General features: G+C 68.2%; 16 protein-coding genes. 10 read left to right on the top strand and 6 right to left on the bottom strand.

The annotated features are described in order from the left end of the window. The first annotated feature begins 4 nt into the window (after window positions 1–4). On the top strand, window positions 5–760 hold the full coding sequence (locus tag CSW63_RS22265; protein WP_062096666.1) for a creatininase family protein: 756 nt from the start codon (window positions 5–7) through the stop codon (window positions 758–760). Here the strand turns inward: CSW63_RS22265 and CSW63_RS22260 are convergent. Continuing rightward, on the bottom strand, window positions 757–1,839 hold the full coding sequence (locus CSW63_RS22260; RefSeq protein ID WP_082749541.1) for an XdhC family protein: 1,083 nt from the start codon (window positions 1,837–1,839) through the stop codon (window positions 757–759). The genes CSW63_RS22265 and CSW63_RS22260 overlap by 4 nt on opposite strands. Between CSW63_RS22260 and CSW63_RS22255 the strand changes: the two genes are divergently transcribed. Together CSW63_RS22255 and CSW63_RS22250 are read left to right on the top strand one after the other, a co-directional pair. After that, window positions 1,832–2,710 carry a bifunctional regulator KidO gene (locus tag CSW63_RS22255; RefSeq protein WP_062096773.1) on the top strand — a complete coding sequence of 293 codons (879 nt, stop codon included), beginning with the start codon at window positions 1,832–1,834 and terminating at the stop codon, window positions 2,708–2,710. The genes CSW63_RS22260 and CSW63_RS22255 overlap by 8 nt on opposite strands. Window positions 2,711–2,877: 167 nt before the next feature. Further along, complete coding sequence (locus tag CSW63_RS22250) at window positions 2,878–3,582, top strand: glycosyltransferase family protein (protein ID WP_062096662.1); 705 nt, start codon at window positions 2,878–2,880, stop codon at window positions 3,580–3,582. 94 nt (window positions 3,583–3,676) lie between these two features. Here the strand turns inward: CSW63_RS22250 and ald are convergent, their stop codons facing one another. Next, window positions 3,677–4,789 (bottom strand): alanine dehydrogenase, encoded by a 1,113-nt coding sequence (gene ald / locus CSW63_RS22245; RefSeq protein WP_062096660.1) that lies wholly within the window; start codon window positions 4,787–4,789, stop codon window positions 3,677–3,679. Window positions 4,790–4,908: 119 nt separating this feature from the next. Here ald and CSW63_RS22240 point away from each other — a divergent pair, with 119 nt between their 5' ends. From CSW63_RS22240 to pbpC, 4 genes are all read left to right on the top strand, one after another. Beyond that, window positions 4,909–5,382, top strand: a complete 474-nt coding sequence (locus CSW63_RS22240) for an Lrp/AsnC family transcriptional regulator (RefSeq protein ID WP_062096658.1) — start codon at window positions 4,909–4,911, stop codon at window positions 5,380–5,382. A gap of 72 nt (window positions 5,383–5,454) precedes the next feature. Next, window positions 5,455–6,282, top strand: a complete 828-nt coding sequence (locus CSW63_RS22235; RefSeq protein WP_082749539.1) for a carbonic anhydrase — start codon at window positions 5,455–5,457, stop codon at window positions 6,280–6,282. 77 nt (window positions 6,283–6,359) lie between these two features. After that, window positions 6,360–11,420, top strand: coding sequence for an alpha-2-macroglobulin (locus tag CSW63_RS22230; RefSeq protein ID WP_062096654.1), 5,061 nt, complete (start codon window positions 6,360–6,362; stop codon window positions 11,418–11,420). Window positions 11,421–11,574: 154 nt separating this feature from the next. Beyond that, complete coding sequence (gene pbpC, locus CSW63_RS22225) at window positions 11,575–13,620, top strand: penicillin-binding protein 1C (protein WP_062096652.1); 2,046 nt, start codon at window positions 11,575–11,577, stop codon at window positions 13,618–13,620. A gap of 3 nt (window positions 13,621–13,623) precedes the next feature. Here pbpC and CSW63_RS22220 read toward each other — a convergent pair whose 3' ends face one another. Genes CSW63_RS22220 through CSW63_RS22210 form a run of 3 tightly spaced genes read right to left on the bottom strand, consistent with a single transcriptional unit; the run spans window position 13,624 to window position 15,601 of the window. Continuing rightward, window positions 13,624–14,250: a carbonic anhydrase gene (locus CSW63_RS22220; protein ID WP_062096651.1), complete on the bottom strand. Its 627-nt coding sequence runs from the start codon at window positions 14,248–14,250 to the stop codon at window positions 13,624–13,626. Next, window positions 14,251–14,883 carry a maleylacetoacetate isomerase gene (gene maiA / locus CSW63_RS22215; RefSeq protein ID WP_062096649.1) on the bottom strand — a complete coding sequence of 211 codons (633 nt, stop codon included), beginning with the start codon at window positions 14,881–14,883 and terminating at the stop codon, window positions 14,251–14,253. A gap of 37 nt (window positions 14,884–14,920) precedes the next feature. After that, window positions 14,921–15,601: a fumarylacetoacetate hydrolase family protein gene (locus CSW63_RS22210; RefSeq protein ID WP_062096647.1), complete on the bottom strand. Its 681-nt coding sequence runs from the start codon at window positions 15,599–15,601 to the stop codon at window positions 14,921–14,923. 302 nt (window positions 15,602–15,903) lie between these two features. Here CSW63_RS22210 and CSW63_RS22205 point away from each other — a divergent pair, with 302 nt between their 5' ends. Genes CSW63_RS22205 through CSW63_RS22195 form a run of 3 tightly spaced genes read left to right on the top strand, consistent with a single transcriptional unit; the run spans window position 15,904 to window position 20,814 of the window. Further along, window positions 15,904–16,788 carry an ABC transporter ATP-binding protein gene (locus CSW63_RS22205; protein WP_062096645.1) on the top strand — a complete coding sequence of 295 codons (885 nt, stop codon included), beginning with the start codon at window positions 15,904–15,906 and terminating at the stop codon, window positions 16,786–16,788. Window positions 16,789–16,801: 13 nt separating this feature from the next. After that, the gene (locus tag CSW63_RS22200; protein ID WP_062096642.1) at window positions 16,802–20,389 is read left to right on the top strand and encodes a M1 family aminopeptidase; all 3,588 of its coding nucleotides are present in this window, start codon (window positions 16,802–16,804) and stop codon (window positions 20,387–20,389) included. Further along, on the top strand, window positions 20,386–20,814 hold the full coding sequence (locus CSW63_RS22195) for a PaaI family thioesterase (protein ID WP_062096640.1): 429 nt from the start codon (window positions 20,386–20,388) through the stop codon (window positions 20,812–20,814). Before CSW63_RS22200 ends, CSW63_RS22195 begins: the two co-directional genes overlap by 4 nt. Here CSW63_RS22195 and CSW63_RS22190 read toward each other — a convergent pair whose 3' ends face one another. Beyond that, window positions 20,815–21,441, bottom strand: coding sequence for a DUF4142 domain-containing protein (locus CSW63_RS22190; RefSeq protein ID WP_062096638.1), 627 nt, complete (start codon window positions 21,439–21,441; stop codon window positions 20,815–20,817). It abuts the gene before it with no gap. Window positions 21,442–21,540 lie beyond the last annotated feature (99 nt).

The raw sequence follows: 21,540 nt of genomic DNA, 5'->3' as shown, positions 1-21,540 counted from the left end.
TTCGATGCTGCTCGCCCTCTCTACCTGGCCCGAGATCAAGGCTCGGCTCGAGACGAACACCGCCGTGGTGGTGCCGATCGGGTCGAATGAACAGCACGGTCCGACGGGCCTTCTGGGCACCGACTGGCTGTGCCCCGAGATCATCGCCCATGAGGCCAGCAAGCGCGCCGACGACAAGGTGCTGGTGGCGCCGACCTTCAATATCGGCATGGCCCAGCATCACCTGGCGTTTCCGGGCACCATCTTCCTGCGGCCCTCGACCTTCATCGCCGCGATCGGCGACTGGGTGCGGTCGCTGTCGGCGCACGGCTTCACACGGATCTATTTCCTGAACGGGCACGGCGGCAACGTGGCCTCGATCGAGGCCGCGTTCTCGGAGATCTACGCCGATTACAGCTTCCGCCAGCAGCGCGCGCCGTTCGCGCTCAAGCTTAAGAACTGGTGGGACCTGGCCGGCGTCAACGCCCTGGCCAACCGGCAGTTTCCGACCGGACACGGCAGCCACGCCACCCCGTCCGAGATCGCGGTGACCCAGTGGGCCTATCCCGAGGCGATCAAGACGGCGGCCTATTCGCCCCAGATCGCGCCGACGGGACCGATCCGCGAAGCGCTGGATTTCCGCGCCCGCTACGCCGACGGCCGCATGGGTTCGGACCCGGCCCAGGCGACGCCCGAAAAGGGCGGCGAGCTGGTGAACATGGCCGCCAACGCCCTGATCGAAGACCTGGCGGCGTTCGCGGCCGAGCAGGCGCCGGCCTAAGCTTCCACAGCCCGCCGTTCGAGCGCCGGCTGGCCGTGCCGGGTAGCCATCACCTCGCCGATCACCGCGACGGCCACCTCGAACGGCGCCTTGCCGCCCAAATCGAGGCCGATCGGCGCGCGTAGCTTGGTGAGATCGCGTTCGCCAAGACCCGCCGCCTTCAGGCGTGCGAGGCGTTCGGGCAGGCGGCGCCGCGCGCCCAGCAGGCCGACATAGGGCGCGGGGGAGGGCAGGGCCGCCATCAGCGCCGTGTGATCCTGCTCCAGATCGTGACCGCACACCGCCACTGACGTCCAGGCGTCCAGCCCGATGGCGGCGAGGGCTTCTTCCAGCGGCTCGCGGCGATAGGCGACGCCCGGCAGAGGCGGCGGGGCGACCGGACCCTTGGGGCGCAGCAGGAAGGTCTCGTGACCGGACTGCGTCGCTAGCCCCGCAATGGCCAGCGCCGTTGGATCGCCGCCGATCACCACCAGGCGCGGGACCGGGCCGTAAGCCCGCTCGAACGCGCCCGGCCAAGGGACTTGCGGCTCCTCGGCGCAGATTCGGCGCGCACCATCGCTGACCCAGAAAGCCGGCAGGCGGGCGGCGGCGAGGTCGAGCAGGGTTCGGGCGGCCGCGTCGTCGGGCGCGATCCGTTCGACTAGGATCTCGATCCGCGCGCCGCAGAGGAGTCGGATATCGGGCCAGGGGCTGCCCTCGCCATAGACCAGCCGGCGCGGAACGCCGTCTTCCAGGCATGCACGGGCATGGACCTCGACGTCGGCCTCGATGCAGCCGCCCGACAGGAAACCCGAGATGAGTCTGTCGCCGAACACCATCTGAGCGCCAACAGGGCGCGGCCCGCCGCCGCCCAGCGCGACGATCGTCGCCAGGGCCGCTGGGCCTCTCGAAAGCGCCTGGGCCAAGGCCGGGCGGGCGTCTTCGGCCAGGCCGTGCATCGGCCAGGCGGCGTCTTTTACGTCAAAGGTCATCGGCGCGACTTTAACCCCTCGGCAAGGTTCCAGAAACCGGATGTTCAAACCTTGGGGCTTAGCCTCGGGTTCTGTTGGTGAGTTTCGCGCACGGATGGCGATGTCCATTTCGGTCTCAAAACTGGGTCTGGCGGCCGCTCAATTCGGCCTCGACGGCGGGAGCTCGTCCGCGCCGCGAGGCCGCACGCCGGAAGCCGAAGCCCGCGATATCCTGAACATCGCCGCGCGCGCCAAGCTGTCGGTGCTGGACGCCTCGGGCCTGTTTGGCCGCGCTGAAACCCTGCTGGGCGACCTCATTCCGCGCCCGGTTCCGTTCCGCGTGACGATCTCGACCGCGCGCGCCGATCGCGGTCCCGACTATGTCGAGGCCGAGGCCCGCGCCGCCCTGCGTCGCATCGGCGTCGAGCGCGCCGACGCCATTGTCGTTCACTCGCCCGCCGAGCTGTTCGGCCCGCACGGCGCGGCGCTGTGGGAGCGCCTGCAGCGCCTGAAAAACCAGGGCCTGTTCGCCAAGATCGGCGTCTCGGCCCACGCCTCGGATGATCCGGTCGGGGTGGCCAAGCGCTTCAAGCCCGACATTCTGCAAGCCCCGGCCTCGCTGCTGGACCAGCGCCTGCTGGCTGACGGCTCGCTGCAACGCATCGCCGGGATGGGGATCGAGGTGCATCTGCGCTCGATCTTCCTGAACGGCCTGCTGTTCCTGCCGCCTGATCGCGTGCCCGCACAGTTGAAGGGCGCTTCGGGGCGTCTGTCGCGCGTGCGCCGGATGATCGCCGAGGGGCGCTCGGACCCGCTGCAGGCTGCGCTGGGCTTTGCCTTGTCGCGCGCCGAAGGCTCGGCGGTTCTGGTCGGTGTCAACTCCGCCGCCGAGCTGTCGGCGGTGGTCGCGGCCGCCTCGAGTCCGCCGCCGGACCTCGACTGGGACGACATGGCCATCGACGATCCGGTCGCGCTCGATCCGCGACGTTGGGTCGCCTAACACCCGCCTAGAATCACACCCGACAATAGATCGCATCGGACGGCGCGCGCCTTTGCCCGCGTCGTTCAGCGCGCGTTAAGCGTGCCTGTTAAGGTCGCATAAGTTTCTGATTCATCGAGGTTTTATTCTTTAGGTCTAAGTTGTTCCCAACAAAGGGAGACGCGTCCATGATCCTCGCCGTCCTGCAAGCCCGCATGGGTTCGTCCCGGCTGCCGGGCAAGTCGATGGCCACGCTGCAGGGCCAGCCGATGATCGTGCGTCAGCTGGAGCGTCTGCGCGGCGCGCGCTGCCTTTCCAAGATCATCGTCGCCACCAGTCAGGACGAGGCTGACGACGCCCTGGCGGGCTTTCTCGTCTCGCGCGGCCACACCGTTCATCGCGGGGCCGGGGCCGACATCCTGGCGCGCATCGCCCGCTGCGCCGACGCGATCAGCGCCGTCAGCCATGTGGTTCGCCTGAAGGGCGACGCCCCGTTCATGGACGCAGGCGTGGTCGACGACGCGGTCCGGATGGGCCTGGCCAGCGGCGCCGACTACACCTCCAACCGCGTCCACCGGACCTATCCGGCCGGGCTTGAGGTCGAGGTCATCAAGGCCGGCGTTCTGCGCGAGGCCGCCGCCGAAGAGCGCGACCCGACCGCGCGCATCTCGCCCACCGCCGCCATTCGCGCCCAGCCGCAGCGCTGGAGTCAGGCCCACCTGCGCGCCGCCCGCGACTGGTCGCGGCTGGACTGGCGGGTCAAGACCGCCGCCGATCTGGCTTTCGCGCGCTCGGTCTACGACGCCCTCTATCCCGGCGACCCCGATTTCCGCATGGGCGACGTGCTCGACCTGGTCGAGAACCGTCAGGACATCGCCCGCTTCGCCGCCTGACTTTTGTAAGCGTCTGTCTCTCTCCCAAAACTAAAAAGGGCGCCGTGCGAGACCCGCGCGGCGCCCTTCTTCTATCTGATGTAACCGGACGGTCTTACTTCCAGGCGCCGTACGGGTCGATCGAGGGCTTGCCCAGGGCCTCGGCGACGGCCGGGTGGGCCAGTTCGCCGTTCAGGACGTTCAGGCCGCGCGCGAGGTGGACGTTGGTCTTCAGCGCGTCCAGGCCCTTGTCGGCCAGAGCCAGGCCAAAGGGCAGGGTCGCGTTGCCCAGGGCTTCCGACGACGTGCGCGGCGCCGCGCCCGGCATGTTGGCCACACAGTAGTGGACGACGCCGTCGACCGTATAGGTCGGCTCGGCGTGGGTGGTCGGCTTGCTGGTCTCGAAGCAGCCGCCCTGATCGATCGAGACGTCGACGAGCACCGAGCCGGGCTTCATCTGCTTGAGGTGCTCGCGGCGCACCAGCTTGGGCGCGGCCGCGCCGGCGGTCAGTACCGCGCCGATGACGACGTCGGCCTTGAGAATTTCTTCCTCCACCGCCCCGAAGGTCGAGTAGCGGGTCAGGATCCGGCCTTGATAGAGGTCGTCCAGCTCGCGCATGCGCGGGATAGAGCGTTCCAGCACTACGACCTCGGCGCCTAGGCCCGCCGCCATGCGCGCGGCGTTGCTGCCGACCACGCCGCCGCCCAGCACGGCCACGCGCGCCGGCGGCACGCCGGGCACGCCGCAGAGCAGCAAGCCCATGCCGCCATTGTGCTTCAGCAGCGTTTCGGCCGCCGAGAACACGGCGATCCGGCCGGCCACTTCCGACATGGGGGCGAGCAGCGGCAGGCCGCCCTTGGCGTCGGTGACGGTCTCATAGGCGATGGCCGCGCAGCCGCTCTTGAGCAGGCCTTCGGTCTGGGCGGGATCGGGCGCGAGGTGGAGGTAGGTGAAGAGGATGTGGCGCGGCTCGAGCTTTTCCCACTCGACCTTCTGCGGCTCCTTGACCTTCACGATCATGTCCGCGCCGGCGAAGACGGCGGCGGCGTCGGGAACGATGCTGGCGCCCGCCTTGACGTAGACGTCGTCGGCGTAGCCGGCGCCGAGGCCCGCGCCCGACTGGACGATGACGGTGTGGCCGTGGCCGACATACTCACGGACGGCGGTAGGGGTGAGGCCGACCCGGTGTTCGCCCGGTTTGATCTCGGAAGGGACGCCAACGCGCATGATGCTTCCTCCAAAAGCGCTTTAGATGCGATCATGCGCCTCTTTCTTCGCAGGTTTCTTGGCGATTTCGGCCTCGGCGTGCGACTTGATGCAGGAATCCTGCGTGATATAGTCAAGTCATGAAGAAAGCCGCCGTGGAACTCGATAGTTTCGATCGGAAGCTCCTCACCGTGCTGCAAAGGCGGGGGCGCGCCAGCTTTGTCGAGCTGGGCGAGGCGGTCAGTTTGTCGGAGTCGGCCTGCCTGCGCCGCGTGCGCGCGTTGGAGGAGCAGGGGGTCATCAGCCGCTACGCTGCGGTGATCGACGAGCGGGCCGTGGGCCTGCCGCTCAGCGTCTTCGTGACCGTGACCCTGTCGTCCCAGGCCGAAAGCGCACTGAGCGCCTTCGAGAAGGCCGTCACCGGCGTCCGGGAGGTGGCGGAATGCTATCTGATGACCGGCGGCTCGGACTATCTTCTGCGTCTGGTGGTGCGTGACGTGGATGACCTGGAGCGCGTCCACGCCCAGGAACTGACCCGGATCCCCGGTGTGGTGCGGGTCAGTTCCAGCATCGCCATGCGCACGGTGGTCAAGCGTGTCGAATTGCCGCTGTAGGGATCGATTAACCTTGTCTTGAACCGTCTTGGCCTAACGTCTCGCCGACATCCAACCGCGTCGGGGGACGAGATGGTTTCGAGACGGCTCCTTTTGGGCGCGCTGGCCGGCATGGCCGCGCCCGCGCTGGCCTTCGCCGAGGGCGAGGGACACGGGCCTAGCGTGCTGACCAAGAAGGGGCGGCGCACCGCCAGCGCCCTCAAGCATCAGGCCAGCGACAAGGCCGCGCTCGACAAGGCGCTGGCCAGCGTCAAGCCGATGGAGCCGGACCCCGCCCACGAGCCCGAAAGCCATGCGCCGCCGCAGGAGGTGACGCCGGAGGAAGCGCTGGGCCGCCTCAAGCACGGCAACGCGATCTTCGCGCGAGGCGGGGCCAATCTGATGCTGCCGTCGCTGGCGCGCGTCGCTGAGCTCTCCAACGGCCAGAAGCCGTTCGCGATCGTCGTCGGCTGCTCCGACAGTCGGGTCGCGCCGGAACTGGTGTTCGACTGCAATCTCGGCGAACTGTTCGTGGTCCGCGTCGCCGGCTCCACGGTCGGCCGCGAGGGCCTCGGATCGATCATCTACGCCGTCGAGCACCTGGGCGCGCCGCTGATCGTGGTTCTGGGCCATACCAAGTGCGGCGCCGTCGGCGCGGCGGTCGATGTCGCCACCAAGCACGCGCACCTGCATGGCGCGCTCCACGAAATGGTGCTGCCGATCCTGCCGGCGGTGGTCGCTGCCGAGGAGCGCCATCCGGCGGACTTGCAGGACGCGGCCATTCGCCAGAATGTGCGCGACGTCGCCGCCCGCCTGAAGGTGGCCGACGGGGTGCTGGCCGAAAAGCTGGCGGAGGGTCGCCTCAAGGTGGTCTCGGCTTGCTACGATCTGACCACCGGACTGGTCGCGTTCGACGCATAATATCGTCATCGTCCCGCCGTTGACCCCCGTCGCGGCTTAGGCTCAAGTCGCCCCGAGCCTAGGCGAGCAGGGGAGATATCGGGATGTCGACGGACGAGACGCCGCCGGAAGGCGGCCGCGACTCCCGTCGCGGCCTGGGCTCGCGCTGGGACAGCCTGCGTCAGACGCTCTCCGACCGCTGGCCGACCGCCCTGAATGGGCCCGTCGCCCTGGCTCTGGCCGGGGCCCTGGTGGTCGGTTTCGGCGGCGGCTTCGCCGTCGGCAAAGGCGGCCATTTCTTCGGCGGCGGCAAGCCGGCCGGCGCGGAGACGGTCAAGGGCGAGGCCTGGTCGCTGTTCGGCAAGCCGCGCTCGGCCAGCGCGCCGCGCCGGGGCATTCCCAAGCCCGAGGGCTTCGCCGTCTGGCAGACCCGCGTCGACAGCAGCGGTCCCGATCCGCTGGCCTGCATCCGCATGAGCCGCGACTTGGACGCCTCGAAATCCTACGCCGACTTCGTGCTGCTTTCGCCCGACATCGGCCGGCAGCCTTCGGTTCGGGTGAAGGGCGACGAGCTGTGTTTGGGCGGGATCGGCTTCACCGACCATCGCATCACCCTGCTCAAGGGGCTGCCCGCCAAGGGCGGCGAGACCTTGGGCGCGAACGCCGACGTCGACTTCACCTTTGGTGAGAAGCCCCCTTATGTCGGCTTCGCCGGCGATGGCGTGATCTTGCCGCGCGAGGAGTCCGACGGCGTCGCCATCGAGACGATCAACGTCCAAAGCCTGGCCATCGAGGTCTGGCGCGTGCCGGACCGCAACCTAGTTCGCAAGTCGATCAGCGCGCCAGAGCCGACCGGCGAAGGCGACTGGGCCGGCGACTATGGCGAGGATTCCGTCGGCGACGACGGTCGCCAGGTCTGGAAGGGGACTGTGCAGGTCGCTGGCGGCGCGACCGGCCAGAAGGCTACCACGGTCTTCCCGCTGGGCGCTGTGCTCAAGGACATGAAGGCCGGCGCCTTCGTCATCAAGGCGCGCGACGCCTCGGGCGGCCGCGATCCCGACGATGGCGACAACAATCCCGCCCAGGCCCGCCGCTGGATCGTATTCACCGACATGGCCATGCTGGCCTATGACGGCTCGGAAAGCCTGGATGTCGTGGTCCGCTCGCTCAAGAGCGCCAAGACCCTGTCGGGCGTGCGCGTGGCCCTGGTCGCCGCCGACGGCGAGCCCCTGGCCGAGGCGCAGAGCGACGCCGACGGCCGCGTGCGGTTCCTGCGTCCGCTGCTGAAAGGCCAGGGCGCCGAGCGCGCCAAGATGGTCATGGCCTATGGGGCGCAAGGCGATCTGGCGTTGCTGGACCTCGACCGCTCGCCGGTGGACCTGTCCAAGCAGGGCGTCGGCGGCCGCACCGAAGGCGGCGTCGACGGTCGCAGCGTCGCGGCCGACATCGACGGCTATCTCTACGCCGACCGGGGCATCTATCGTCCGGGCGAGACGGTCCACCTGACCGCCATGATCCGCGACCGGATGGCCAAGGCCGTCAACGACCGCAAGGGCGAGATCATCGTCAAGCGTCCGTCCGGCGTCGAGTTCCGCCGCTATCCGTTCAGCCAGGCCAATGCCGGCGCGGCTCTTGCCGACATCGCCCTGCCGCGCTCGGCGCCGCGAGGGCGCTGGACGGCGCTGTTGCATGTCGAAGGCATCGAGGAGGCGACGGGGTCGTTGAGCTTCTCCGTCGAAGACTTCGCGCCCCAGCGTCTGGCCGTCACCGCCACGGGCCAGGAAACCGTGCCGCTCGGCGCGGGCGACACCCGCAAGGTCGATGTCTCGGCCCGGTTCCTCTATGGCGCGCCGGGCGCGGGCCTGCAGACCCAGGGCGAGGCGCGCCTGCGCGCCGACACCGATCCGTTCCCCGCCTTCAAGGGCTTCGCGTGGGGCGACCAGGGCAAGCCGTTCGACGAAAAGTACCTTGACCTCGGCTCGACCGTGACAGACGGCGAAGGCCACGCGATCCTGTCGGTTGGAACCGGCGACGTCGGCGACAACGCCCAACCGCTGGTGGCCTCGGTCACGGCTTCCGTCTTCGAGCCGGGCGGCCGTCCGGTGCGCGAGGGGCTGGAGCTGAAGATCCGGACCAAGGCCGTCTATTACGGCGTCAAGGTCGAGCAGGGCGAGTCGGGCAAGGGCGATCCGCCCGTCAGCCTCGACATCATCGCCGTCAACGCCGCCGGCCAGCGCATCGGCGCCACCGCCACCTACACGCTGGTGGCCGAGCGTTGGGACTATGACTGGTTCCAGCAGAACGGCCGCTGGCAGTGGCGGCGCAGCAGTCGCGACGCGATCGTCGCCAAGGCTCAGGTCAATATCGGCGCGGGCCAGCCCGCCAAGATCGCCCGACGCCTGGGCTGGGGCGACTATCGCCTCGAGGTCGAAGGGGCCGATGGGGCCAAGACGGTCACCCGCTTCTCGGCGGGCTGGGGCGCGCCGGCCCGTGAGGGCGAGGCGCCGGACGTCGTCCGCGTCACCGCCGGAACCAAGACCTATGCGCAAGGCGACACGGTCGAGATCACCCTGAAGCCGCCCTATGCCGGCGAGGCCCAGATCGCGGTCGCCACCGATCGCCTGATCGACCTCAAGACCGTCAGCGTCGGCGAGAACGGGACGACCGTCCGCCTGAAGACCTCGGCCGCCTGGGGCGGCGGGGCCTATGTCATGGTCAGCGTCATCCAGCCGCGCGACCCGGTCGCCTCGCCCAAGCCGCGTCGGGCGCTGGGTCTCGTTTATGTGCCGATCGACCCCAAGGGCCGCAAGCTGACCGTCGACCTGGGCACGCCCAGCAAGATCGACAGCAAGGCGCCGGTCGAGATCCCGGTGAAGGTGTCGGGCATGGGCCTTGGCCAGAAGGCCCGCATCACCATCGCGGCGGTGGACGAGGGCATCCTGCGCCTGACCCACCAGGAAAGCCCCGACCCGGTGAAGTGGTACTTCGGCAAACGGGCCCTGACCCTCAACTACCGCGACGACTACGGTCGTCTTCTGGACCCGAACATGGGCGCGCCGGCCAACGTCAATTTCGGCGGCGACGAGATTGGCGGCGAAGGCCTGACGACCACCCCGATCAAGACCGTGGCCCTGTGGTCGGGCGTGGTGGAGACCGGCTTCGACGGCAAGGCGGTGGTCAAGCTGCCGGCCGCCGACTTCAACGGCGAACTGCGCATCCAGGCCGTGGCCTGGACCGACACCGCCGTCGGCTCGGCCTCCAAGCCGCTGACCGTGCGCCAGCCGGTGGTGGCGGACCTGAACCTGCCGCGCTTCCTGGCGCCGGGCGATGAGGCCTATGCCACGCTGGAGCTGCACAATGTCGAGGGCAAGCCGGGCGCCTACACCGCCGAGGCCTTCTCGATGGGCGGATTGAAGGTGGCCTTCAAGAAGGTGTTCCAGCTGGTGCTGGGCCAGCGCGTCGCCGAGAAGATTCCGTTCCTGGCGCCGGACGTCACGGGCGTGGGCAAGATCGGCTTCAAGGTCGCCGGTCCGGGCTTTGCGACCCAGAAGGACTATCCGATCCAGACGCGCCTGGGCTGGGGCGACATCGTGCGCACCACCACCGAGCCCCAGAAGCCGGGCGAGGCCTTCACGCCCTCGTACCCGCTGCTGGCGGGCCTGGCCGCGGGCGATGTGACCATGCAGGTCAGCTACTCGCCGATCCGGGGCTTTGACCCCTCGGCGATCGCCGTGGCGCTGCAGCGGTATCCGTACGGCTGCACCGAGCAACTGGTCTCGACGGCCTATCCGCTGCTGTACGCCCAGACCTTCTCGAACGACCCCAAGCTCAAGCGCACCCCGGCCGCCCTCGCGGGCGCGGTGGGCAAGCTGCTGGACCGCCAGACGCTCGACGGGGCCTTTGGCCTGTGGCGCGTCGGCGACGGCGAGGCCGATCCGTGGCTGGGCGCCTATGTCGTCGACTTCCTTCTGGAGGCGAAGGCGCAGGGCGTGGCCGTGCCGGATGCGGCCATCGACAAGGCCGTGGGCGCCATGCGCCAGGTCAGCCGACCCGAAGGCTGGGCCTCGGTCGCCTATCGCATGGAGTATCCGGGGTGGTGGGCCAGCAACGAGGACGCCTCCAAGAAGGCCACCGAGCGGATGCGCCGCCGCGCCAGCGCGTACGCCCTTTATGTGATGGCCAAGGCCGGCAAGGGTGATCTGGCTCGCCTGCGCTGGTGGCACGACGTGCAGATGAAGGATGAGGACCAGCCGATCGCCAAGGCCTATGTCGCTGCGGGCCTGGCCCGCATGGGCGACAACGCCCGCGCCCGCTCGGCCATGCGCCAGGCGGTCGGATCGCTGGGTTATCGCGACGAGATGGACTGGTACCAGTCGGCCCTGCGCGACACCGCCGTGTTGACGGCCCTGGCGGCCGAGTCCGGCATGATGGACGTGGCTCGCCAGATGCAGGGACGCCTGGAGAACTCGGTCAAGGATCCCGACGCCCTGAACACTCAGGAGCAGGCGGCGCTGCTGCACGCGGCCAACGCCCTGATCAAGGCCTCAGGTCCGATCTCGATCCAGGCCACCGGCGCCAATCCGTTGCCGCCGGCCGGCGGCGCCCCGCGCTGGGCGGTGGGCAAGCTGGCTGACGCCCGCTTCGTCAACACCGGCAAGGGCGTTCTGTGGCGCACGGTCAGCGTGCGCGGCACGCCGGTATCCGCGCCGCCGGCCAGCGCCAGCGGCTTGTCGGTGGGCAAGCGCCTGCTGTCGATGAGCGGCGCGGCGATCGACCCGGCGAGCATCCGTCAGGGCGATCGGATCATCGTGCTGGTCTCCGGCCGCTCGATGCAGGCGCGCTCGATGGCTCTGGTGGTCGACGACGCCCTGCCGGCCGGGTTCGAGATCGAGACCACCCTGGGCGCCGACGACGCCCAGAATGGTCCGTTCAAGTTCCTGGGCGAGCTGACCGCCGCCGACGTGCAGGAAAGCCGTGACGACCGCTTCATCGCAGCCGTGGACCTGGAGGGGAACAAGGCCTTCGCGCTGGCCTATGTGGCGCGGGCGGTGACGCCGGGGTCGTTCTTCCTGCCGGGCGCGGTGGCCAAGGACATGTACCGTCCGGCCATCGAGGCGCGGTCCACAGCCTCGCGCGCGACCATCGCGCCGGGGCCATGATACGTGACGGCTTATCGGCCTTCTTCCCCCTCTGGGGGAGGAGGGCTGCAGGCCCGGAGGGGGCCAGTCGGTGAGGGGTCTGGACGTTTCCGGCGGGGTTTCCCTGACTCGCCCCCTCCGGATGCTGCGCATCCTCCTCCCCCGGAGGGGGAAGATGAGCGACGGCGTCCCCCGCCTGACCAAGGTCCTGATCGCCGTTCTCGCCGTCGAGCTGACTCTCTTCACCCTCGGCGCCGTCTTCCCGCCCGACATGACCCGGGCGCAGCAGTCCTCGCCGGTGGTTCTGGACCGGCGCGGCGCCTGGCTGCGGGCCCTGCCCGTCGAGGACGGTCGCTGGCGGATTCGCGCCGACCTGGAACGCACCGACAAGACGTTTCAGAAGCGCCTGATCAGGGTCGAGGACGCCCGGTTCTGGTGGCACCTGGGGGTGGATCCGCTATCGCTGGTTCGCGCCGTGGGCTCGGCGGTGGTTCATGGTCGGGTGACCTCCGGCGCCTCGACCCTGACCATGCAGACCGCCCGCCTGCTGGAGCCGCGCCCGCGCACCCTGGGCTCCAAGCTGATCGAGATGGTCCGGGCCGTGCAACTGGAAGCGCGCCTCTCCAAGCGCGAGATCCTGGCCCTCTACCTGACGCTCGCGCCCTATGGCGGCAATCTGGAGGGCGCGCGGGCGGCCAGCCTCAGCTATTTCGGCCATGAGCCCTCCAGCCTGACCGATGGCGAGCAGGCTCTGCTGATCGCCCTGCCGCAGTCGCCCGAGGCCCGCCGCCCGGACCGCCGGCCCGAGGTGGCCAAGGCTGCGCGGCGCGCGGTGCTGGACAAGATGGTGCGGGGCGGAACGATCAGCGAGGCGGCGGCCTATGAGGCCGAGAACGAGCCCCTGCCCAGGCGCGCGGCCTTCCCGACTCTGGCCTGGCATGCCGCCGGCGAACTGGCGCGGGCCGCGCCCAAGGGCCAGGCCAGCGTGGTCTCGACCCTGGACGCGGACCTTCAGTCGCGCCTGGAGCCAATGGCCGCCGCCGTCGCCGCCGCCCAGGGGCCGGACGCCACGGCCGCGATCCTGGTGGTCGAGATCCGCAATCGGGCGGTGCGCGCCTCGGTCGGCTCGGCAGGCCGAGACCGGGCCGGCGGCTGGGTCGACATGACTCGCGCCCTGCGCTCGCCGGGGTCGGCGCTGAAGCCGTTCATCTACGCGATGGCCATGGATGATGGCCTGGTGGCCGCCGACACCCAGCTGACCGACAGCGCCACCCGCTTCGCCGACTATCAGCCCGAGAACTTCGACCGGGTGTTCCATGATAAGGTGACCGTGCGCGAGGCGCTGGCCCATTCCCTGAACGTTCCGGCCGTCGCCACGCTGGAAAAGCTGGGTCCCGAGACCTTCGCCGGCCGGATCGAGGCGGCAGGCGCGCATCTGGCGCGGCCCAAGGCGCAGTTGAAGGAAGCAGGCCTGGCCCTGGCGCTGGGCGGCGAGGGGATTACCTGGCGCGATCTCGTCATGCTGTACGCGGCGCTGGGCGACAACGGGATCGCCAAGCCCCTGACCTGGACGGAGGCGGACGCCAAGGCGCGCGAAAAGGCCGCCGGGACACGCCTCGTCCGCCCCGAGGCGGCGCGGCAGGTGCTGGACATCCTGCGTGAGGCGCCCGCGCCGAAGGGGCGCGCGCCTTCGGCCCTGACGCGGGGCGGGCCGTCGATGGCCTTCAAGACCGGCACCTCTTACGGCTTCCGCGACGCAGTGGCGGCCGGAGTGGTCGGCGGCTATGCGATCCTGGTCTGGACGGGCCGCGCCGACGGCGGCGCGCGCGGCGGGCTGACGGGTCGCGACGCAGCCTTGCCGCTGTTGTTCGACGTGGCGGATGCGATCGGCGCGCAAGGCTCCGCGCCGCGCCCGATCGCGCCCAAGGCCGCGCCGCCGGCGCTGCAAAAACTCCGCGCCGCCGATGACGGCCCACGCCTGATCTTCCCGCCCGACGGTGCTTCGGTGCAGGTCGACGCTTTGGGGGGCAAAGCGCGGGGCCTGGTCCTTGCCGCCGAGGGCGAGGGCCTCACCTGGTATGTGGAGGGCGCGCCGCTCGACCCTGATCCGGTCAGCGGCCGAGCGATCTGGAAGCCGGCCGCGCCAGGGTTCTACAGGCTGACCGTGGTGGACACCGAAGGGCGCAAGGCCACGGCCCGCGTGCGGATTCGCGGCGGATAGGCTTCAGCCCGCCTGCCCGACCGCGCGCTGATAGTCTTCCAACCCAGCAATGCCGACATTGAGGTCGTTCACCAGGCCGTCAGCCAGCGAATAGACCCAGCCGTGCACGGCCAGCGACTGGCCCCGCGCCCAGGCGTCCTGGACGAAGACGTCCGAGGCCACATTGCGCACCTGGCGGGTGACGTTCAGCTCGGTCAGACGGTCGAGCATGGCGCGCTCCTCGGGGATCGCCTCCAACTCGTGGCGATGCTCGGCGTGGACCTCTCGGATCGGGTGCAGCCAGTGGTCGACGAGGCCGCGACGCTTGCCGTCGATCGCCGCCGCGACGCCGCCGCAGCCATAGTGGCCCACGACCATGATGTGCTTGACCTTCAGCACGTCGACCGCGAACTGCAGCACGCTCAGATAGTTGGCGTCCTGCGGCGGAGCCAGGTTGGCGACGTTGCGGTGGACGAACAGTTCACCGGGATCCAGGCCGACGATCTCGTTGGCCGGCACGCGGCTGTCGCTGCAGCCGATCCACAGGTATTCGGGGCTCTGCTGGTTGGCCAGGCGTTTGAAGAAGTCCGGATCGACCGCGGTCTTGCTTTTCGACCAGGCGGCGTTTTTGGCTTTCAGGTCCTCAAGCATCTAGCGCTCCGGGTGATGGTCAGGGTGAGCGGCGGCGATGGCCGGGTGGGCTCGGGCGTGCGCGACGGCGGCTTCGATGGCGGGGAACGGGGTCAAGTCGACATTGAAGCGGTTAGCGTTGAACACTTGCGGGACCAAGAGGCAGTCGACCAGCCCAGGCGCATCCCCGAAGGCGTAACCCCGCCCGTGCTGAGCCACCATCGGCTCCAACGCGGAAAAGCCGTCTCGGATCCACCGGGCCACCCAGGCGTTGCGGGCTGGCTCGTCGATCTCCATCGCGGTCAACTGGCGCAGGATGCGCAGGTTGTTCAGCGGATGGATGTCGCAGGCGATGATCTCGGCCATGGCCCGGACGCTGGCCCGATCGAAGGCGTCGGGGGGCAACAGCGGATGCTCCGGAAAGGTCTCCTCTAGCCATTCCAGGATCGCCAGGCTCTGGGTCAGGGGGCGTCCGTCGACCTCCAGGGTCGGGACCAGGGCCTGGGCGTTCAACGCCCGGTAGGCCTCGCCGTGATGAGCGTTGGCCACCAGGTCCACGGGGCGGAGTTCGAAGTCCAGACCCTTCAGGTTCAGGCCGATGCGGACCCGATAGGGCGCGCTGGCGCGCTTGGCGCTGTGCAGGACAAGCTTCATCGCAGTCTCTCGCGGGATGTCGGAGGGCGCGTTGGCGCTAGACGAGGGTGAATTCCAGGCGGCCGACGCCTTCGACCTCGCCCATGACCTTGTCGCCGCGCGCGATGGCGGCGACGCCTTCGGGGGTGCCGGTGAAGATCAGGTCGCCTGCAGAAAGGGTCCAAAGCTCGCTGGCCTTGGCGATCACTTCGCCGACGTTCCAGATCATGTCGCCGACCTGACCGCGTTGGCGCTCCTGGCCATTGACCGACAGAGTCACCGCCGCCTCGGCCGCAGGGGCTTCCATCACGCGCAGAGCGCTGATCGGGGCGCTCTGGTCGAAGGCCTTGCCCGCTTCCCAGGGCTGGCCTTTGGCCTTGGCCGCGCCTTGCAGGTCACGGCGCGTCAGGTCGACGCCGACCGCGTAGCCGAACACGCAGGCCAGGGCCTGTTCGACCGACAGGCCGGCGCCGCCGGCCTTCAGGGCGACGACAAGCTCGATCTCGTGATGCAGGTCGCTGGTCGCCGGCGGATAGGCGATTTCTGCGGCCAGCGGCGCGATCGCGTCGGCGGGCTTGGCGAAGAAGAACGGCGGATCACGATCGTCGCCCCCCATTTCGCGGCGGTGAGCGGCGTAGTTGCGGCCGACACACAGGATCCGGCGGACCGGAAACACGGCGTCCGATCCCTCCACCGGGACCGTCGGGATGGCGTGCGGGGGAAAAGCGTAGAGCGTCATGGCGCTTCCTGTAGACCCAAACGCCGTGTGTCAAAACCCCGGTCGCGAAACCGTGAAATCCGGACTCAAAGTGGTCGCTGTTCGGCAATGAGACAGTTGAACGGGCGCTCTAAACGTTCTTTCACTTGCCGCCGCGCTCGTCGTCGAGTCATCTCGCCGTCGGGGACTAGGGCTAAGGTGCCCGTAACGCGGGTGGCGACATCCGGTGCGACGGGCGCTGAATTGGAAACTTTGGAGTTCGGCTCCGCCGCGCCGTTCTGGCCGGCGGCGATCCGGCTTCGATCGGGGGCAGTAGGAAGACCATGCTGATCATCGAGAATCTGACCCACGTCTACGGCAACGGGACCCGGGCCCTGGACGAGGTCAGTCTGACGATCCCGCGCGGGATGTATGGGCTGCTGGGCCCCAATGGCGCGGGCAAGTCGACCCTGATGCGCACCATCGCCACCCTGCAGGCCCCGACCTCCGGCCATATCCGGTTCGGCGACATCGACGTGCTCAAGCACCCCGAGGACCTGCGTAAGACGCTGGGCTACCTGCCGCAGGACTTCGGCGTCTATCCGCGCGTTTCCGCCTACGACATGCTCGACCACATGGCCGTGCTGAAGGGGATTTCGGGCGGCAAGGAGCGCAAGGAAACCGTCGAGAACCTGCTCAACCAGGTGAACCTGTGGGACGTGCGCAAGAAGGCCATCGCCGGCTTCTCGGGCGGGATGCGCCAGCGCTTCGGCATCGCCCAGGCCCTGATCGGCGATCCGCGCCTGATCATCGTCGACGAGCCGACCGCCGGCCTCGACCCCGAGGAGCGCAACCGCTTCCTGAACCTGCTGGCCGAGATCGGCGAGAACGTGGTCGTGATCCTGTCGACCCACATCGTCGAGGACGTCTCCGACCTTTGCCCTTCCATGGCCATCATCTGCAACGGCGCCATCGTGCGCGAGGGCGCGCCGACCGATCTGGTGGCCCAGCTGAAGGGGCGGATCTGGAAGAAGATCATCGACAAGCCCGAGCTGGAGGCCGCCAAGGCGCAGTACAAGGTCATCTCCACCCGCCTGCTGGCCGGCCGCACCGTGATCCACATCGAGTCCGAGACCGATCCGGGCGCCGGCTTCACCCCCGTCGAGGGCGGGCTGGAGGACGTCTACTTCTCCACCCTGTCGTCCACCCGTTCGCGCCAGGCGGCGTAGGGAGGACGCGCTGATGTTTGGCAAGATCGCGGGCTTTGAGCTCCGCTACCAGCTGAAGTCGCCCGTGTTCTGGGTGGTGGCGGTCATCTTCTTCCTGATGACGTTCGGGGCGGCGACGATCGATCAGATCCGGATCGGCGGCGGCGGCAACATCCACAAGAACGCCCCATACGCGATCGCCAATACGCACCTGATCCTGTCGATCTTCTACATGTTCGTGACCACGGCCTTCGTGGCCAATGTGGTCGTCCGGGACGACGAGACGGGCTTTGGCCCGATCCTGCGGTCCACACGGATCCGCAAGTTCGACTACCTGTACGGCCGCTTCACCGGCGCGTTCCTGGCGGCGGCGATCTCGTTCCTGGTCGTGCCCCTGGCCATCTTCATCGGCTCGTTCATGCCCTGGGTCGACCCCGAGCGGCTCGGACCCAACAGCCTGAACGCCTATCTGTTCTCGTATTTCGCCCTGGCCATGCCGTCGATCCTGCTGACCTCGGCGATCTTCTTCGCCCTGGCCACCGTCACCCGTTCGATGATGTGGACCTATGTCGGCGTGATCGCCTTCCTGGTTCTGTATGTCGTCGCCGGCATCGCGCTGGATCGGCCCGAATACGAGAAGGGCGCGGCGCTTTGGGAGCCGCTGGGCACCGCCGCCTTCGGCCTGGCGACCAAGTACTGGACCGCCAGCGAGCGCAATAGCCTGACCCCGCCGCTGGCCGGCGCGCTGCTGTTCAATCGGGTGTTCGTCCTGGCTCTGGCGGCCAGCTTCCTGGCGCTCGCCTACAGCCTGTTCCGCTTCCAGTCGGCAGAGCTTTCGGGCCAGCGCAAGGCCGCCAAGAAAACCAAGGTCGCGGCGTCCGACGCTGCGCCCGTCGCCACCGGCCCGCTGCCGACCCCGGTGTTCGACCGCCGGACGGCCTGGGCCCAATTGATGGTCCGCACCCGCCTCGACATGGGGCAGGTGTTCAAGAGCCCGGCCTATTTCGTGCTGCTGTTCCTGGGCCTGGCCAACGCCATGGGCTCGCTGTGGTTCGCCACCGAGGCCGGCCGCTACGGCGGTGTCGTCTATCCGGTCACCCGGATTTTGCTCTTTCCGCTGCTTGGCTCGTTCGGCCTGATCCCGATGATCATCGCCATCTATTACTCGGGCGAGCTGGTCTGGCGCGAGCGTGAGCGCAAGACCCACGAGATCATCGACGCCACCCCGGTTCCGGACTGGGCGTTCGTCGCGCCCAAGACCCTGGCGATCAGCCTCGTGCTGATCTCCACCTTGCTGATCAGCGTGGTCGCCGCCGTGCTCAGCCAGGTGTTCCACGGCTATTTCAACTTCGAGCTCGAGAAGTATCTGCTCTGGTACGTGCTGCCGCAGGCGGTGGACTTCATCCTGGTGGCCGTGCTGGCGGTGTTCCTGCAGACGATCAGCCCGCACAAGTTCATCGGCTGGGCGCTGATGGTGATCTACATCGTCAGCACCATCACGTTCACGAACCTCGGCTTCGAGCACAAGCTCTACAACTACGGCGCCACGACTGACACGCCCTTCTCCGACATGAACGGCCTCGGCAAGTTCTGGATCGGGGCCTGGTGGCTGCGCGCCTATTGGACCGCCTTCGCGCTGATCCTGCTGGTGCTGGCCTATGGCTTGTGGCGGCGAGGAACAGAGAGCCGCCTGCTGCCGCGCTTGCGTCGCCTGCCACTTCGCCTTCGCGGTGGGGCCGGGATGCTGATGGGGGTATCGCTGGTCGCCTTCGTAGCCCTGGGCGGGTTCATCTACGTCAACACTAACGTCTGGAACGAGTACCGCACCCGCATCGACGATGAGAAGTGGCAGGCCGACTACGAAAAGACCCTGCTGCCGTTCGAGAACGTTCCTCAGCCGAAGATCATCGCCCAGACGCTGGAGATCGACATCCAACCCCACGCGCCCAGCCTGGAGACCAAGGGCTCGTACGTTCTGGAGAACAGGACCGGCGCGGCGCTGAAGGAAATCCACGTCCGCTTCGATCGCGATCTGACGGTCAAGGGTCTGTCGATCGAGGGCGCGCGGCCCAAGAAGACCTACGAGACGTTCAACTATCGCATCTTCGCCTTCGACACGCCGATGGCGCCCGGCGAGCAGCGCAAGATGAGCTTCATCACCCTGCGGGCCCAGCGCGGCTTCCCCAATAGCGGTCAGGACACGCGGGTCGTCGACAACGGGACCTTCGTGAACAATCTGGAGATCGCGCCGATCCTGGGCATGTCGCGCGACGGCCTGCTGACCGACAGGGCCAAGCGCCGTAAATACGGCCTGCCGCCCGAGCAGCGGATGGCCAAGCTGGGCGATGTCGCCTCGATGCAGTTCAACGGCCTGCGCAAGGACGCCGACTTCATCCAGTCCGACATCACGGTGACCACCGTGGCCGACCAGACGCCGATCGCGCCGGGCTACAAGGTGTCCGACACCGTCAAGAACGGCCGCCGCACCGCGCGTTTCGTCACCGAGGCGCCGATCATGCCGTTCGTCTCCATCCAGTCGGCCCGCTACAGGGTGGCCGAGGAGACCTACAAGGGTGTGCAATTGGCGGTCTATTACGACGCCCAGCACGCCTGGAACATCGACCGCATGAAGACGTCGATGAAGCGCTCACTGGACTATATGGGCGCCAATTTCAGCCCCTATCAGTTCCGCCAGCTGCGCTATCAGGAGTTCCCCGACTACGCTCAGTTCGCGCAGTCGTTCGCCAACACTATTCCGTGGTCGGAGGGGATGTTCTTCATCTCCGACTACCGCGACCCGACCAAGATCGACATGGTCACCTATGTCGGCGCGCACGAGATCGGCCACCAGTGGTGGGCGCACCAGGTGATCGGGGCCAACCAGCAGGGCGGCGCCATGCTGTCGGAGACCTTCGCCCAGTACTCGGCCTTGATGGTGATGAAGCACACCTATGGCGAAGACCAGATCCGCAAGTTCCTGAAGTTCGAGCTGGACAGCTATTTGCGGGCCCGGGGCGGCGACGTCATCGACGAGCAGCCGCTCTACAAGGTCGAGAACCAGCCCTACGTCTATTACCGCAAGGGCTCGCTGGTGATGTACCGGCTGCAGGATCAGATCGGCGAAGAGGCCGTCAACCGCGCTCTGCGCAAGCTGATCGCCGACCACGCCTTCAAGGGCGCGCCGTATCCGACCACGCTCGACTTTATGGCCGCGCTCCGGGCCGAAGCGCCTGCCGACAAGCAGGCGCTGATTACCGACCTCTTCGAAAAGATCACGCTCTACGACCTGAAGACCAAGAGCGCGGCGGTGAAGAAGCGCGCCGACGGCAAGTTCGACGTGACGGTCGTGGTCGACGCGCAGAAAAAGTACGCCGACGGCAAGGGCAAGGAAACCAACGCCGCGCTGAGCGAGACGATGGATATCGGCCTGTTCACCGCCAAGCCGGGCGACAAGGGCTTCGCCGCCAAGAACGTCGTACTGTATCAGCGCCGGCCGATCCGCTCGGGCGAGAACCGCTTCACCTTCACCGTCGACAAGGCGCCCAGCTTCGCCGGGATCGATCCGTACAACACGGTGATCGACCGCAACGGTGACGACAATACGGTGAAGGTCGGCGGGTGAGCGGCGAGGCTGAAATCGGCATGGATGCGGGGGCGCTGAACGCGTTCCTGCATCGCGCCTTTCCCGAAGTTGATCCGGAGCAGATGCCGCAGGTTCTGGAGGTCGAGGGTGACCGGGCGCTGCTGAAGCTGCCCTATGCGTCCCGGCAACTGCGGCCGGGGGGCGTCATCTCCGGCCCGACGATGATGAGTCTGGCAGACACGGCGGCCTACGCCATGATCCTGGCGCGGATCGGCGAGGTGGCCCTGTCCGTGACCACCTCGCTCAACATCCACTTTCTTCGGGGCTGCAAGCCGGGCGACCTCTATGCCGAGGCCACCCTGCTCAAACTCGGCCGTCGGATCGCGACGGTCGATGTCCTGATGTGGACCGAAGGGCGCGAGCGCGCCGCCGCCAAGGCGACGGTCGCCTACGCCATTCCGTAACTACTGACGGGCCTTGGCCACGTCTTCGCCGGTTTCGAAGCCCTTCTTCAGGCCTTCGGCCATGTTGAGATGCTCCTGGACCTTCGGCGCGGTTTCGGCGGCGAAAGTCTTGAGCGCCGGTGTGTCGCCGTCCTGGGCGTAGCGCTGCAGCAGGTTCAGCGCGGCCTGGTGCGCGTCGACCATGGCGTCGGCATACTCCTTGTCGAAGTCCTTGGCGTCGGCCTTCGACAGGTCGTCCAGCTCGTCCTGCATGTCCTTCGACAGCATGGTCGGCGCCGTAAAGGCCACGCCCGAAGCCGAGATGGCCGACTTCAGGCCGTCGCTGGTCTTCTTGTGGGCCGTCTCCATCATCATGGCGAACTTCTTCACCGACGGATTGGTCGAGCGCGAGGCGGCCAGCTTGGCGGCTTCGATCTCGAACATGTCGCTGTCGGCCATCTTGGTGGCGAACACATCGGCCTTGGTTTCGTCCGCCATGGTCGGAACCGTGGCGGCGGGGTTGGCGTCCGGCGTCGCGGCCTGTTCGGCCGGCGTGGCGGCGCCCTTGGTTTCATCGGACTTCTGGCCGCAGGCGGCGAGGCTCAGCGCGGCGACGGCGGCGCCGACGACGAGAAAATGACGGGTCATGGCTGTCTTTCCCTGGGGTTCTTTTTGTACTGAAGGTCTCTGCGATGAGAGATCGGGGGCGGCGCCGCGGTTCGCCGTCGTGCAAACAAGAACATCACG

This window comes from Caulobacter sp. FWC26 (assembly GCF_002742645.2).
GTDB lineage: Bacteria > Pseudomonadota > Alphaproteobacteria > Caulobacterales > Caulobacteraceae > Caulobacter.
The sequence above is the reverse complement of the archived record's forward strand: the minus strand, read 5'-3'. Positions and strand labels throughout refer to the sequence as shown.

Bases quoted from the DNA above. Each gene is read 5' to 3' on its own strand.
- CSW63_RS22265 (WP_062096666.1), top strand. From the start codon at position 5: ATGCTGCTCGCCCTCTCTACCTGGCCCGAGATCAAGGCTCGGCTCGAG.
- CSW63_RS22255 (WP_062096773.1), top strand. From the start codon at position 1,832: ATGTCCATTTCGGTCTCAAAACTGGGTCTGGCGGCCGCTCAATTCGGC.
- CSW63_RS22260 (WP_082749541.1), bottom strand. From the start codon at position 1,839: ATGGACATCGCCATCCGTGCGCGAAACTCACCAACAGAACCCGAGGCT.
- CSW63_RS22250 (WP_062096662.1), top strand. From the start codon at position 2,878: ATGATCCTCGCCGTCCTGCAAGCCCGCATGGGTTCGTCCCGGCTGCCG.
- ald (WP_062096660.1), bottom strand. From the start codon at position 4,789: ATGCGCGTTGGCGTCCCTTCCGAGATCAAACCGGGCGAACACCGGGTC.
- CSW63_RS22240 (WP_062096658.1), top strand. From the start codon at position 4,909: ATGAAGAAAGCCGCCGTGGAACTCGATAGTTTCGATCGGAAGCTCCTC.
- CSW63_RS22235 (WP_082749539.1), top strand. From the start codon at position 5,455: ATGGTTTCGAGACGGCTCCTTTTGGGCGCGCTGGCCGGCATGGCCGCG.
- pbpC (WP_062096652.1), top strand. From the start codon at position 11,575: ATGAGCGACGGCGTCCCCCGCCTGACCAAGGTCCTGATCGCCGTTCTC.
- CSW63_RS22220 (WP_062096651.1), bottom strand. From the start codon at position 14,250: ATGCTTGAGGACCTGAAAGCCAAAAACGCCGCCTGGTCGAAAAGCAAG.
- maiA (WP_062096649.1), bottom strand. From the start codon at position 14,883: ATGAAGCTTGTCCTGCACAGCGCCAAGCGCGCCAGCGCGCCCTATCGG.
- CSW63_RS22210 (WP_062096647.1), bottom strand. From the start codon at position 15,601: ATGACGCTCTACGCTTTTCCCCCGCACGCCATCCCGACGGTCCCGGTG.
- CSW63_RS22205 (WP_062096645.1), top strand. From the start codon at position 15,904: ATGCTGATCATCGAGAATCTGACCCACGTCTACGGCAACGGGACCCGG.
- CSW63_RS22200 (WP_062096642.1), top strand. From the start codon at position 16,802: ATGTTTGGCAAGATCGCGGGCTTTGAGCTCCGCTACCAGCTGAAGTCG.
- CSW63_RS22190 (WP_062096638.1), bottom strand. From the start codon at position 21,441: ATGACCCGTCATTTTCTCGTCGTCGGCGCCGCCGTCGCCGCGCTGAGC.